Here is a 15455-nt window from a genome sequence, read left to right as displayed (position 1 = left end):
TCACTTTTTAATAAAAAATAGTTGTAATCGAGGGCATTTTGGCCTAAAAAAGAGATTATTTTAGTAATTTTGCACCCGATAGATGCCAAAAGGCACTCATTATAAAAAGTAATAATAGATAAATAGTAAACGATATGATGTTCCGCATACCAACCATCACAAAGAATCTGCTTATCATTAACCTGATAGCATTCTTAGCCACGGTAGTACTACAACTGCGTGGTATCGATCTGGCCGACATCGGTGGCCTGCATTTCTTCATGGCCAACGATTTCCACCTGTATCAGTTTGTCACCTACCTGTTCCTGCATGCCAACTTCATGCATATTCTCAGTAATATGTTCGGCTTATGGATGTTTGGTTGTGTGATAGAAAATGTATGGGGCCCAAAGAAATTCCTTTTTTATTACATTACTTGTGGTATTGGTGCCGGATTCCTGCAGGAAATCGCGCAGTTGGGCCAGTTCTATATGACCATTAACGCACAAGACCCGACAGTAACTTTTGGCGAGATATTTGCCATCGGTCAGCAACTGAGCGGTCAACTCAATGCCTGGACCACCATTGGCGCCTCTGGTGCCGTTTATGCCGTGATCTTAGCGTTCGGTATGACATTCCCCAACGAGCGACTCTTTATCATCCCATTCCCATTCCCCATCAAGGCCAAATGGTTTGTATTGGGTTATGTAGCTATCGAGTTCTTCTCTGCTTTAGGAACCAGTGGCGATGGTGTAGCACACACTGCCCACTTAGGTGGTATGCTGTTCGGATTCCTCATGATACGCTATTGGAACCGTCATCCCAACTCAGGCTACGATCGTGGTCGGGGGATGCAGTTCTTCGATAACCTGAAGCGCAACTTTGAACAGCGCCAGCACCATCAGGGCAGCGGGTACAGCAATCCCAACATGCACGTAAACAGAGGTGGCGGCTCGAAAGAAGATGATATGGAGTATAATGCCCGTAAGCGGCAGAACCAGGAAGAGATAGATGCCATTCTTGATAAAATTCGCAAGAGTGGCTACGACAGTCTGACTAAAGAAGAGAAGAAAAAGCTCTTCGATGCAAGCAACCAGTCATGATCAAGCAACTTAAGACCATAACGGTAAACCTTATCGCAGGCGCCAATGTGGCTACTGTACTGCTGATGATACTGGCGGGCTATGCCGACCGTATCAATCCTGTAGAGCACCCCATGCTTTCGTGTATGGGTATGGCTTTCCCTGGCTTCCTGATTGCCAACCTGCTATTTCTGTTCTTTTGGTTGACATTCAAATGGAAGAAGGTCTGGATCCCTGTCGTAGGCTATGTGATAGTATATGGTCCTATCACGCTCTATATGCCGCTACACGTCTCGCAAACGCCCCCAGAAGGCACCATCAAGCTAATATCCTACAACGTCTGTCAGTATGGTGGCAACTACAAATATGAGCAAGGCTTTGAGAAGGTACACGAATACCTGACAGAGCAGGATGCCGATATTGTTTGCTTACAGGAGGATGTCGATACCTGGCGCAGATATGTGAAACAATGGTACGAGAAAATCTACCCTTATAACGACACCACCATCTTTAATCCTCAGGATGCCTCCATCAATGGTGTTGGTATCCATACTAAGTACCCGATTATCAGGAAGGAACGTATCCCCTACGAGTCGTCAGGAAATGGTTCTGTAGCCTACTTCCTCCAAGTGGGTAACGACACCGTACTAGTGATTAACAATCACTTAGAAGGTACACATCTTTCGAACGAAGACCGAGATAAATACAAGCAGATGATTAGCGGCAAGATGAAGAAAGACACCGCTAAGGCCGAAACGCTGTTTCTGATTGAGAAATTAGGCAAAAACGCCGCCAAACGAGCGCCTGAAGCCGAAGCTGTTCACGACTATATCGAGGCACACCGACAGTACCCGATTATCGTGTGTGGCGACTTTAACGACAACCCCATTTCGTACTCCCGTCGTACCATCGCACAGGGGTTGACAGACTGCTATCAGGAGACAGGAAGAGGCATCGGTTTGTCATATAATCAGAAAGGTTTCTTTGTACGTATCGACCATATTTTAGTATCCAACCACTTTGAACCCTATAATTGTCACATTGATAGTAAAATGGACGCAAGTGACCATAATCCTATCATCTGCACCCTAAAAATGAAAAGTAATCAATAAAAATGAGTGAATTTTTGCCAATAAATTTTTCCTTGTGTAAAAAAATGCCTATATTTGCACGCTATTTTATACGCGAACAGAAAATAATATAAATAAATAATAATTAAAAACAAAATGCAAAACAAAGGAATTGTAAAATTTATCGCAGTGCTTCTGATTCTCGTGTGCTGCTTCTACCTTTCCTTCTCGTTCGTAACACGCCACTACGAAAGTAAGGCTGCAGCTATGGGCGAAGAGGCAGGTGCGGAGTACCTCGATTCAATCAACAACGAGAAGGTGTACATGGGTATCTATTCTCTGAAGCAGTGCCGTGAGATGGAGATTGGCCTGGGTCTTGACCTGAAAGGCGGTATGAACGTTATTCTTGAGGTATCAGTACCTGATGTGGTTGACGTATTGGCCGACCACAAGACTGACGCTGCCTACAAGAAGGCCATGGAGCTGGCTAAGAAGGAAGAGGAGACCAGTCAGAACGACTTCATCTCTCTGTTCGTAAAGTATTGGAAACAGGAAGGCAACGGTCGTCCACTTGCTGCTATCTTTGCTACCCAGCAGATGAAGGGCAAGGTTAGCACATCATCTACCGACTCACAGGTAGAAGCTGCGCTGCGTACCGAGGTACAGAGTGCCGTTGATAACTCATTCAATGTAGTTCGTAACCGTATCGATAAGTTCGGCGTTGTTCAGCCAAACATCCAGAAGCTCGAAGGCCAGAGCGGCCGTATCATGGTCGAGATGCCTGGTATCAAGGAGCCTGAGCGTGTACGTAAGTTGCTCCAGGGTTCAGCTAACCTTGAGTTCTGGGAGACCTACAACTCACAGGAGGTAACTCCTCTGCTGGCTCAGTTGAATCAGCGTTGGGCTGCTCAGGGTGGTGTTGACGTAGCCGATACAACTGCTGTTGACAGCGCTGCTACTGCTGCTGTTGCCGATAGCGCTAAGGCTGCTACAGGCGACCTGGCTGCTAAGCTGGCTAAGAAGGACAGCAAGGATAACAAGGCTGTTGAGATGGCAAAGAAGCAGAATCCTCTGTTCTCTATCTTCCAGCCTACACAGGGCAACACCCTCGCTGTAGTTGGTTATGCTAACGCTCGCGATACTGCCGAGATTAACAAGATGATCTACTCTGACCTCGCTGGTCGTATCTTCCCTGCTGAGCTGAAGCTCCGTTGGGGTGCTACACCTGAGGACTTCGGAGGCCAGAATACTAAGGGCGACATCTTCGAGCTCTATGCTCTGAAGGTTACTGAGCCTTCAGGTCGTGCTCCACTGGAGGGTGATGTTATCACTGGTGCCAAGGACGACTTCGATCAGATGGGTCACCCCTCTGTATCAATGCAGATGAACTCTGACGGTGCTCGTCGTTGGAGCCAGATTACCAAGCAGAACATCGGTAAGGCTGTAGCTATCGTGCTCGACGATGCCGTTTACTCTGCTCCTCGTATCCTCACTCAGATCGACGGTGGTAACTCACAGATTACTGGTAACTTCACCATCGAGGCTACAAAGGACCTGGCTAACACACTGAATTCAGGTAAGATGCCAGCTCCTACACGTATCGTACAGGAGGAGGTTGTAGGTCCTTCACTGGGTGCTCAGTCAATCCAGCAGGGTATTATCTCATTCGTAGTGGCTTTCGTACTGCTGATGATATACATGATCATGCTTTACGGCTTTGTACCAGGTCTTCTCTCGGATATCGCTCTGCTGTTCAACCTGTTCTTCACACTGGGTATCCTTACCTCGTTCCAGGCCGCTCTTACAATGCCTGGTATCGCCGGTATCGTACTGACTCTGGGTACCGCTGTGGATGCTAACGTGCTTATCTACGAGCGTATCAAGGAGGAGCTGAAGAAGGGTCTTGGTGTAAAAGAGGCTCTGAACAAGGGTTACTCTAACGCTTTCAGCGCTATCTTCGACTCTAACTTCACTTCGCTGATTACAGGTATCATCCTGCTTTACTTCGGTACAGGTCCTGTTAAGGGATTCGCTACCACATGGATCATCGGTATCGTTATCTCATTCTTTACCGCAGTATACCTCACACGTATCGTTTACGACAGCATGCTGGCTAAAGATAAGTGGACAAACCTGACATTCGTAACTGGTTACTCTAAGAACCTGATGCAGAATGCTAAGTTCAACTTCATGGGCGCTTACAAGAAGACCTATGCTATCTGGGCTGCTGTAGCAGTAGTTTGCATTGGTTCGTTCTTTGTTCGTGGTTTGAGCCAGAGCATCGACTTCACTGGTGGTCGTAACTACGTTGTAACACTCGACAAGCAGACTCCTGTTGAGGAGGTTCGTAAGGCTATGGCTGGTGCATTCATCAACACCATCGGCGAGAAGGCTAACCAGGAGGCTAACACCTCTGTTATCGCTCTGGGTACTGATGGTAAGACTGTTCGTATCTCTACCAACTGGGATATCGAGTCAAATAATCCTGAGGTTGACGACAAGGCTGAGAACATCCTGTTCGGCGCCCTGAAGAAGGCTGGTCTCGTAAGTCAGGAGAACGTTGAGGCATTCAAGAATCCTGATGTTCGCGAGGGTGGTTCAATCATCAGCTCTGCTAAGGTAGGTCCTTCAGTAGCTAAGGATATCACACATGGTGCTATCATCAGCGTATGTATCGCTCTGATTGCTATCTTCCTCTACATCCTGCTGCGATTCCGCAACCTCGCCTTCTCTGTAGGTGCTGTTGTGGCTCTGGCTCTCGACGCTCTGCTCGTTATCGGTGTTTACTCACTGTGCTGGGGTTGGGTTCCCATGTCGCTCGAGATCGACCAGGTATTCATCGGTGCTATCCTGACCGTTATCGGTTACTCTATCAACGATAAGGTGGTAGTATTCGACCGTATCCGTGAGAACCTCGGTCTGTATGGCAAGCGCGACCGTCAGCAGTTGTTCAACGACTCACTGAACCAGACACTGGCTCGTACCATCAACACCTCTGTAACCACACTGATCGTGCTGCTGGCTATCTTCATCCTTGGTGGTGATAGCATCCGCTCGTTCTCTCTGGCTATGATTCTGGGTGTTGTATTCGGAACTCTGAGTTCGCTCTTCATCGCCGCTCCTACAGCCTTCCTTTGGATGGGCCGTACTATCAAGGAGGACGACGTAGAGGTTGCTGAGAACAAGTAATCATACAATCGCATATAAAAAAGAGCTGCGTTCCAGATGGAATGCAGCTCTTTTTTCGTACCCCGACCGCGAATCGAACGCGGAACTAAGTCTTAGGAGGACCTTGTTATATCCATTTAACTATCAGGGCGCGTGTTCTTTCGTGTGCAAAGGTACGAGATTTTTAGCAATCAGCCAAACTATTGGGCGAATATTTGATTGAAATAGTCGAATTGAGCATACGAAGATGACTGGCTCTTAGCGGACGTTTTGCCTGTAGGAATGTAATTAAACAGTCCCACACGGATACCTTTCCAATAACCGCCGCGCATGGCGAATGCCGAACCAGCAGGCTGATAATGCTCTCCATCTATACTATAATAAAATAGGTGGCGATTCTGCTCGCAATCGTTAGTTACCTTGAACCATACTTCCTGATAGCTACCCTTGGCGACGAGCTTACGCTGTCCACCAAACTCGGTAAACACACCATCTTTACACAATCCTACCCCACAGAACAACTTACCTGAGCAGAAAAGTCCTGCATAGCTGCCGCCTTTAATGCTTACCTTGGTGGTGCTCTCACTCTGATTGCCAATCACCTTCTGAGTAAGCATATTGCGGACCTGTTTCAAACTATCGGCAGGCATTGCCTTGAGTGTGAGCCAGCCTTTGCGATCGGTGAGATTCCAATGTGTATCAACCGGATTATGATTCCATTGCCAATGCAGTCCTAAGACGCCATTAAAGTCGTCACAGGTCTGGAAACTGGCAGTTTCTACCGAAGAAACAGGCTTTTTCCAAGCAGCCACAGGTTCGCCTATACCGTTCTTATCATAATCGACACCTATCACAGGCCAATCGGCTTCCCAACGGGCAGGCTGCAGATGAACCACGCGCCCCAGTACGGGTGTCTCCTGGAAATGATAGAACCACCAGGAGCCATCTGGCGCATCTACCAGCGCACCTTGGTGAGGACCATTAATGTTAGTAGAACCTTGCTCTAATACAATACGACGCTCATAAGGCCCATAGATATTACGAGCACGGAGAACAGTTTGCCAGCCTGTACCAACACCACCCTCAGGAATGATAAGATAGTACCAGCCATTACGTTTCATAAACTTTGTACCCTCAGCAATAGGTCCTTCATATACCGTTTTACCCTCATCGAGCAGCGTTTTGCCATCGGCCGACATGCGATGCACAATGATTGGACCAGCGCCATGTTGACTGCGTCCTAAATAAGCCTGTCCGTCTTCATCCCAGAACGGACAAGGATCTTCCCACTTAGCCACACGCTTTACAAGATGCAGCGGTGCCCATGGGCCTGCAGGATTGCTGGCTGTTGACATATAAAGACCTTCATCGGGTGTGCAGAAATAAACATAGAACAAGCCGTTGTGATAGCGGATACTGGGTGCCCACGAGCCGCCGGCATAATGCTGGTTGGCATCCCAGCCAGGCTCGTTAAAACGGCGATAAATCTGGGAGATATAACGCCAGTTCACTATATCGTCGCTCTCCAGCACCTGCATACCCATAAAGTGGAAATCAGAAGCCACCATATAGAACTTGTTGCCCACACGGATGACATCAGGATCAGAAAAATCGGCATTCAGTACAGGGTTACGATATGTTCCGTCACCCTGATCGCCCCATCCCTCGGTATCTACTTCCACAAAATCAGGGCGCACATCCTCATCAACAGTAGATACATGGATATTAGAGAACTGTACGTTACGGGCATGACGCACAAAGAAACCCTTTGCCGGCAGATTACCCCACATGGTGGCCTCAGGATAATCAGCAGCCTTCTCATTAGCGATGGAATCGGCAATTTCTGTCAACTGATCCTTCTTCACCCCTCCCTTATGATGTATAGACACATTAGATATCCATACATTACGAACAGGATAGCCTGGCAGACCTGTAATCGAACAGCCCATAGAACCGGCATTTCGGATTTGGATATTATTGATGCGTACACCATCAATCGAACCTACATGATCGATATGCTGTCCAGTTTTGTAGCCACGTCCACGATGGCCCAAGCGCACAAAGATAGGCGACTCGGTACCTTCGACGGTAAAATCGGCTATATTCACATTCTCGAGCGCACCGCCATCAACTATCTCAAGCGAGATGGCCGACGAGCCAATCCACTGTCCGAAGAACTTCTCCTGCTGATTGTAACTGGGCTTTACCACGATGCCACTGATATTGATATTCCGGAAGCCGCCATTGGTCTCAGTACCCAGTTTAACGGCATTGCAATGACTCGATACCACACAGTCGCTGATACGCACATTTTCGCAAAGACGGGGCGAGGTACTCTTCAGCGTAATACCATCGTCATCGCTATCAGCTATCATGCCGCGTACAATCACCTCATGGCAGCCATCGATATCCAGCGCATCGTTATTATAGTTATTTCGATTAAAAACCTTGATTCCATCGATATTCAAACGGTCGCAAGCCAAGTAATGCTGCATCCAGCAGCCCGAATTACGCAAGGTGATACCACGCACCAGGATGTCCTGACTCTGGATAAAGCGAATCAGATGCGGACGGGTGATACCCTCATCATTCCACGAAAGTTTCTTAAAGGCCCGTCCACGACCATCAATGGTACCTAAGCCATCGATCGACACATCCTGCACACCATCGGCATAAATCAATTGGATGGTGGTAGTTTGTGTTCGAAGCGACAAATAGTCCGATTTCATCGGTATATAATCCTCTAATCGGGTACTACCATAGAGCGTGGCTCCTTGTTCCAGATACAAGTGTACATGACTCTTTAGTTGTATAGTACCAATCTTATAAATACCAGCAGGCACCACCACACGACCACCACCTGCATCAGAGCAAGCGTCGATGGTCTGTTGTAAAGCATGCGTAGAGAGTACTGTGGTGTCGTTTTTGGCACCATAACTTTTAATGTTAAAGTCGGCTGCGTGCATCGATGCAATACACAAAGACGCCAGAATAGTTACAATTACTTTCATATATGTTGCAAAGTTAAACATTTCCTTTAAAAATAACAGCATAAATGTAGATAATTTACTAAATTTGCAAGCAATTTTTCACAAAACCCAACCCATATTTATATGAAAAGACTTTTTATGTTACCCCTTCTGTTGCTGGCTGTTTTATCAGCTCAGGCACAGAATCCCTACCTCCCGCTTTGGGAGCATCTGCCTGATGGCGAACCTCGTGTATTTGAGGATCCCGATCAGCCAGGAAAGTTCCGTGCATACATTATCGGTTCGCACGACACCAACTACACAGCCTACTGCGGTAGCGATATCCGCATGTGGTCGGCACCTGTAGAGGACTTAAGCCAATGGCGCGACGAAGGTCCTATCTTTACCCATTATGTTGACGGTCAGTGGGACACCATGTTTGCCCCAGATTTGGTTGAGGTAAAGGATAAGGCCACAGGTAAGAAGACCTACTATCTGTATCCCCACTCTCGTGGCTGGCAGCGCGTGCCCATGGTTTGTAAGGGCGACCGCCCCAACGGTCCCTTCACCCCTATCAACCTCACCGAGGATGGTCGCAAGTGCCTACCTGGCTCACTGATTGATTTCGACCCATCAGTATTCATCGAGCCTGTAACGAACAAAAAGGATCCCGATTACGCTAAAGGCTTCCGTGCCTACGTATTCTATGGTTTCCAACATTCAACCGCTTGTGAGCTGGATCAGAACACCATGTACTCTATGCGCCCAGGCACTGAGCTGCACGATTACTTTATCCCCGCTTCGGCCAGTTACGGTAAGGTTCGCGACCCAGAGGGCACGCAGTATCCAGCCCTCTATAAAGGACAGAATCCTGGCGAGTTTAACTTCTTCGAGGCTTCGAGCATCCGTCAGGTAGGCAACAAATACGTGATGGTATTCTCTGGTTATAGCGGTCCTGACTACGGACAGGGCTCTACCAACTCAGCCTTGCGTTATGCCTTTGGTGATTCACCATTAGGTCCTTGGCGCTCTGGTGGTGTATTGGTTGACTCGCGTGGTGTAGTAACTGGCGAAGACGGTTCGAAGCTGATTACCACCAATGCCGCCCACAACACCCATGGCTCGCTGCAGGAGATTAACGGTCAGTGGTACGTATTCTATCATCGTCCACCACGTGGTTTCGGCTATGCCCGTCAGGCAATGGTAGCCCCTGTTAAGATTACTTGGGACAAGAAACCTGTGGCTAAAGGCGGTACCGTAAAGATTACCGGTTACGATCCATATGCTGCTGATAACAGTTGGACAGCCAAGGCTACCGATGGCACAGAATATACTGGTGCCGAAGTAACTTCAGAGGGATTCCAGATTTTCGGTCTGCCCCCATATCAGTACTATTCGGCTGGTATCGCCTGCTTTATGACTGGCGGCACCAACAGCAACGAGTGGATGCAGGATAACCACGACATCTGGAACAACTCGATGGACCTGGCTGGCATTACCAATACTGGTATTGTAGGCTTTAAGTACTTTGGCTTTGGCGGACTGAAAGCCGACACCAAGGGCATCAAGGCCTTTAAAGGCATCAGTAAAGGCGATGGCGCCACATTGAATCTAAACCTAACTCCAGGCGGACATGGTGCCTTTAAGATTCACGTACGTCTGGATAACCCATGGAAGGGCGAAGAGATTGCCGTACTAGATATTCCAGCCGATGCACCACGCACCGCTAAGATTTACCAGGTAAGCACACCTGCAGTCGAAGGATTGACAGGTAAGCACGCTATCTATCTGGTGGCTGATGGTGCAGAAATCGAAGCGCCTATACGCCCACAGTGGGGCCCACGCAGACCTCAGCGCCCTCAGGGACTGTTCGACCTGCACGGTATCGGTTTCTCAAAGGCTGGCGATAAGTTCGAAGCTCCTGTTGTGCCTCAGGTCAACATTGAGGTTGACGGACAGAAGTTAGTCATGCCCACAACACCTATCCGCTTCACCAATCTGAACGGCTATACCGACCAGACCCGCTATCAGGTATATGGTAAAGTAAGCGACAACTCAAGCATTGTTGTCACTTCTGATGTACCTGAAGTGAAGTTTGAGATAAGCAAAGTTGTAGAAGGACGCGCCACCGTTAAGGCAACCTACAACGGTCTTACAAAGATATTCCTTATTAACTAATAAAGAAAAAGGATGCACTCAACCGAGTGCATCCTTTATTCTTTCCAAGGCTTCTTTCAGTCGCGAACGCTGGGTGGCGATGTTGAATCGCACATAACCCTCGCCTGTCTGAGGTCCGTACATCGTGCCAGGATTAAGCCATACCTTAGCCTCATCAAGCAGTTTATCGCATAGGGCCTGCGATGTGATATTCATGGCCGAGATATCAACCCAAGGCAGATAGGTGCCCTCCAATTTGCAAACCTTCCACTGGGGGATGTTTTCTGCCACGAACTCGCAAAGCAGCTGATAGTTACCCCAGAGATACTGGTTCAGCTCATCAATCCACTCCTCGCTCTCGTTATAGGCCGCTTTCAGGGCTACAGGACCGAAGGGATTCAGATCGCACACCTCGTTGATATTGATAGCGCGATCCAATCTGCGGCGCCATGAAGGCTGTGAACAGATGATGTTGGCAGCCTGCAAACCTGCTATATTGAACGATTTTGAAGGCGAATTAAGGATGACACAGTTCTGGCGACATGCCTCGCTCACAGCTGCAAACGGCAGGAACTTGTGACCAGGCATCATCAGTTCGCAATGAATCTCATCACTCACCACCTTGACACCGTACTTCAGACAGATATCGTTCATCTGCATCAACTCCGTCTTAGTCCACACACGTCCGGTGGGGTTATGAGGGTTGCACAGCAGGAAGACAGTCGTTTTCTCATCAGCACACTTGGTTTCAAAATCCTGCCAGTCAACCTCGAAGGTATCACCAACACGCTTCAAGGCTGTTTCAAGCACCTCGCAGCCATTGTTACGGACCGACGAGAAGAAACAGTTGTAATCGGGCGAGAGAATCAGCACTTTCTCGCCTGGCATGGTGAGGGCCTTGATGGCCACACTCATGGCAGGAACAACACCTGTGGTATAGAGAATTTCTTCGCGATGGATTGTCCAATCGTGGCGACGCTGGAACCATGAGATAACAGCCTCGTAGTAATCATCCTCAACCACAGTATAACCAAACACACCGTGCTCGGCACGCTTACGAACTGCCTCCAGTATGGCTGGGGCAGCCTTAAAGTCCATATCGGCTACCCAAAGTGGAATTACATCGCAGTTCTCAGCCTCGTCCCACTTTACGCATCCCGTTCCACGACGTTCTACCAACTCGTCAAAATCGTATTTCATTTTCTTGTTTCTATTATACAATTATTTGGTTCACGCACGTTCTCATCGATAGTAATCGAACCTATACTGTCGGCAACGATGTGGCCACTGGTGGGGTTCTTAATGTTCTCGATATGGCCTTTGATGTCGGCCTCAACGGTTGAATACTCAAATACACGGTCGCAAGCGGCATCAAAGGTACAGTTCTCGAGTACCAGGTTCTGGGCATAGCACAGCAGCTGCTCGCCTGCCAGATGACAGTTAACCAAACGCACATTCTTAGAGTGCCAAGCTAGATACTCACCATCCAACGTAGAGTCGTAGATGGTGATATTCTCGCACTCCCAGAACGAATCCTTCGTGATAATTTTAGCATTGTGAATCTCTACATTCTCACAATACTGGAATACATATTTGGCATCACTCTCCAATCCATCTACATAGATATTCTTAGAGAACATGAAGGGATAGGTTCCCTCATGCAGCTTCACATTCTTCAGTTTCAAGCCATCTACCTTCCAGAAAGTTTCGTCGGCATCGTTAATCACCACGTTCTCCAGCTCTACGTTCTTCATCTCACGGAAGAACTTTGGACCGTCGATGGTGCAATCCTTCATCACCAGATCGTTGGTGTACCAGATAGCCGAACGCGAACCGGGTGCAAAATAGCAGCGTTCGATTTTAGCACCATCCACGTGCCACCAAGGGTATTTTCCATAGAACTTGCTATCGTAACATTCCATGTTCTGGCACTGCTTGATACCAGACTCTCCATCTACAATTGTAATCTCTTCTAATCTCAAATCATGAGCGGCAAACAGAGGCCTCTCGCCTCCAAATTCCTTACCTCTAATTAGTTCCATTGTTTTTGTATTATTATAAATTCGGGTGCAAAGTTACTAAGAAAATCCGTAATCAGTGTAAACTGACCACGGATTCTTTTACCCTTTAAGGGTTTTTATAATTTAAAGAGAGAGAATTTACTTACTAGCCAGCAGATAAGTGTTCAGCGGTTCCATGACTACCGTACGACTGGTAAGGTACATGTTGTCGTGTGCCTCGTTCATCTTATAGGTCTTAACCGTTGTAAGATTAGGAGCCTGCGAACGGTAGAGTGTTACCTGCGAGGGGATATCATAGGTCTGCTTCTCGGCATTCCACATGCTTACCTCTACATTGTAGCCATTCTTAAAGTACTTATAAGTCAGGCGGCTGCTCTTCTGCCACTGCTGTGTGGCTTCATCCCAGCTCAGCATCTCCTTGAAGGCAAGGCGACCCTGCTCATCGTATTCATAACGATACTCAACCTTCTGAGCCTCACTCTGATTGTTAGCTGCATACGAACTAACAGTGCTAAGACACATGGCGATAACCATTGCTGCTGTGATGATTGCTTTCATACCTTTATCGTTTTAAATTGTTATTTTTATCTGTTTGACGTTGCAAAGGTACGAAAAGTTGCACAAGCATTGAGTTATCGTAATGTTATCTTTAGGTTAAATCTGCTTAGCCTCCGAGAAATAGTACTTTCTCAGAGGCATTTTAACAGCTTCGCCACTTACGTTAATCTCCTGCTGCAGCTTGATATCCTGCGAAGATGCGCCTACCTTAATGACATACTTGCCAGGCTGGATATTCCACTGGCGCTGACCATCATGGGTATAATAACCTAACTGCTCGGTGTACATCTTCACGCTAATCTTCTTGCTCTCACCGGGCTTCAGCGATACACGGGCAAAGCCTTGCAGCTGGATAGGACGAATCTGCTGACTCTTATCGGCAGGCGAGAGATAGATCTGTGCCACCTCATCGGCTGCCACCTTACCTGTATTCTTCACATCAAAGGTAAGGTTAAAGCTCTCGTCCTTGGTAGTAACCTCGATTGTAGCCTCTAAGTTAGCATACTCGAAGGTGGTATAGCTCAAACCATAACCGAAGGGCCATGCAACACGTGCATCCTTCTCGGCAGCATAGTTGTAGCAGATAGGCTCGTTGATCTCAACATTAGGATAGCTGACAGAGAGCTTAGCCGATGGCGATACCTTACCATACAGGATGTCGGCCACAGCATTACCACCCTCCTCGCCTGGATACCAGGCCTGAATGATGGCAGCGCACTTCTCGGCTAAGCCAGAGATAACCTGAGCTCTACCGCCAAACATCACCAGCACTACAGGTTTGCCTGTCTGGATGAGTTCCTCAACAAACTGCTCCTGCTTACCTGGCAAGCGCAGGCCCTGACGATCGCGGTTCTCACCACAAAGCATCACGTTCTCGCCCACGGCAGCAATAATCACATCGGCATCCTTAGCCATCTGCAGGGCTTCGGCTTTGTCGGCCTTCTCGCCTGCATCCACCTTACGGTGCAGCAACTCGTACTCCCAAGCACGTGCATCGCCCAGCTCGCCATATTTAGTCTCAATCTCCTCGGTCCAATCGCAACCACGCGAATACATCACGTTCACGCCCTCGGGCTTGTGGTTCTGCATACCTTCGAGCAGTTTCACGATGTGAGGATTCTCCGACTTATAGTCGACCTTCTTCCAGAAGTACGACATGGCAGGATAGGTATAGTCGCCACACATAGCCCAGATAGAGTTGGCATTAGGACCAGTAAGGAGCACGTTCTTCACCTCCTTGAGTGGCAGCACCCCATTGTTCTCCAACAGCACCACACTCTGGGTAGCGATATCGTAAGCCGTCTTTCGCTCCTCGGGAGTATCGAGTTTGACATCCTCCTTCGAGTAGAGATAAGCATCCTTATCGAACAAGCCCATACGGAACTTGATACGCAGCACATTCTTCACGGCACGCTCCAGCACCTCGGGCTTAACCAGACCTTTATCGATAGCCTCCTGCAAAAGCTGGTAGTTGGCACCAAAGGGGAAGTCAACATCGTTACCACCATTGATGGCAGCGGCAGCCTTTTCTACTGCGCTGTCGATATTTGGAATCTGGTCGATAGCGGTATAATCGCTCACCACCATACCATCGAAACCTACGTAACCACGCAGAATATCCTGCAGAATCTCGCTGTTAGCCACACATTTTGTGCCATGCACCTCGTGATAGCCTGGCATAACAGCTACGCTACCAGCCAAACGAATCATAGTCTCGTGAGGCAACAGAATCTCTTCCATCATCTCCTTCTCGTCGGCATCGCCGCCACCACCATAACCTAAGTAGTGCTTAGAGCAGGCGCCAACACCTTTCTTCAAGTCGCCCTGCTGCAAGCCGTTTACAAAAGCGGTACCCATCACAGCCGACAGGTAGCCATCCTCGCCATACGACTCCTCCAAGCGATTAAAGCTGGGGGTGCGACATACATCCACCATTGGCGACAGGGCAAAGATACCACCCATCTTACGCAGCTGTGTACTGGTCTGACGTGTTTTCAGTTCAGCCAACTCAGGGTTGAACGAACCAGCCTGACCAATCTGCTGGGGATAGATGGTGGAACCTAAGGTATTGATACCCGAGAGCACCTCTTCGTGCAAAAGTGCTGGGATACCGTTGGGTGTATGGTGCATCAGCCAGTCCTGAATAGCCACAGCACGATCGCGCAATTCGTTCGGATCGCGAGGCTGCTGCATGCAGAACTGTGAGAAATGACCAATACCATAAGGTATCAGTTCCTTACACTTGGCTGTATCTAACTTGCCGTCAGCATCAAAGAGTTCGTCCATATACATACTCTTCAGCTGTGCGATGCGCTCCTCCTGAGGCATCTTCTGGTAGAGTTCATCAATTTGCTGTTCCATGTCTGTTGCTGTGTTACAACTTGTAATTAATGCAGCAAGCGCCATCATAGCCCAACTGCCAATAGTCTTAAGTTCCTTTTTCATTGGATA

Annotated in this window: 9 protein-coding genes; 4 read left to right on the top strand and 5 right to left on the bottom strand. The window is 48.2% G+C overall.

What is annotated here, in order from left to right:
* Positions 1-137: 137 nt before the first annotated feature.
* The 3 genes from BLU97_RS03590 (at position 138) to secDF (ending at position 5320) form a co-directional block, all read left to right on the top strand.
* A complete protein-coding gene (locus tag BLU97_RS03590; RefSeq protein WP_074760400.1) occupies positions 138-1082 on the top strand; it encodes a rhomboid family intramembrane serine protease in 945 nt (314 codons plus the stop codon).
* Positions 1079-2173: an endonuclease/exonuclease/phosphatase family protein gene (locus BLU97_RS03585; protein ID WP_074760276.1), complete on the top strand. Its 1095-nt coding sequence runs from the start codon at positions 1079-1081 to the stop codon at positions 2171-2173. Before BLU97_RS03590 ends, BLU97_RS03585 begins: the two co-directional genes overlap by 4 nt.
* A gap of 114 nt (positions 2174-2287) precedes the next feature.
* Positions 2288-5320 (top strand): protein translocase subunit SecDF, encoded by a 3033-nt coding sequence (gene secDF, locus BLU97_RS03580; protein ID WP_074760275.1) that lies wholly within the window; start codon positions 2288-2290, stop codon positions 5318-5320.
* 179 nt (positions 5321-5499) lie between these two features.
* On the opposite strand, the gene BLU97_RS03575 is transcribed toward secDF, so the two are convergent.
* On the bottom strand, positions 5500-8310 hold the full coding sequence (locus BLU97_RS03575; protein ID WP_175456285.1) for a family 43 glycosylhydrolase: 2811 nt from the start codon (positions 8308-8310) through the stop codon (positions 5500-5502).
* A 102-nt stretch (positions 8311-8412) separates the two neighbouring features.
* Between BLU97_RS03575 and BLU97_RS03570 the strand changes: the two genes are divergently transcribed.
* Positions 8413-10446, top strand: a complete 2034-nt coding sequence (locus tag BLU97_RS03570) for a hypothetical protein (RefSeq protein WP_074760273.1) — start codon at positions 8413-8415, stop codon at positions 10444-10446.
* Positions 10447-10464: 18 nt separating this feature from the next.
* Here the strand turns inward: BLU97_RS03570 and BLU97_RS03565 are convergent, their stop codons facing one another.
* The 4 genes from BLU97_RS03565 to BLU97_RS03550 form a co-directional block, all read right to left on the bottom strand.
* Positions 10465-11625: a MalY/PatB family protein gene (locus tag BLU97_RS03565; RefSeq protein ID WP_074760272.1), complete on the bottom strand. Its 1161-nt coding sequence runs from the start codon at positions 11623-11625 to the stop codon at positions 10465-10467.
* The gene (locus tag BLU97_RS03560; protein WP_074760271.1) at positions 11622-12467 is read right to left on the bottom strand and encodes a DUF3737 family protein; all 846 of its coding nucleotides are present in this window, start codon (positions 12465-12467) and stop codon (positions 11622-11624) included. The genes BLU97_RS03565 and BLU97_RS03560 overlap by 4 nt, the downstream gene beginning before the upstream one ends.
* 117 nt (positions 12468-12584) lie before the next feature.
* On the bottom strand, positions 12585-13004 hold the full coding sequence (locus tag BLU97_RS03555; protein ID WP_074760270.1) for a DUF3836 domain-containing protein: 420 nt from the start codon (positions 13002-13004) through the stop codon (positions 12585-12587).
* 96 nt (positions 13005-13100) lie between these two features.
* A complete protein-coding gene (locus tag BLU97_RS03550; protein ID WP_074760269.1) occupies positions 13101-15449 on the bottom strand; it encodes a glycoside hydrolase family 3 C-terminal domain-containing protein in 2349 nt (782 codons plus the stop codon).
* Positions 15450-15455: the final 6 nt, after the last annotated feature.

The organism is Xylanibacter ruminicola (assembly GCF_900107775.1).
Lineage (GTDB): Bacteria > Bacteroidota > Bacteroidia > Bacteroidales > Bacteroidaceae > Prevotella > Prevotella ruminicola_C.
The sequence above is the reverse complement of the archived record's forward strand: the minus strand, read 5'-3'. Positions and strand labels throughout refer to the sequence as shown.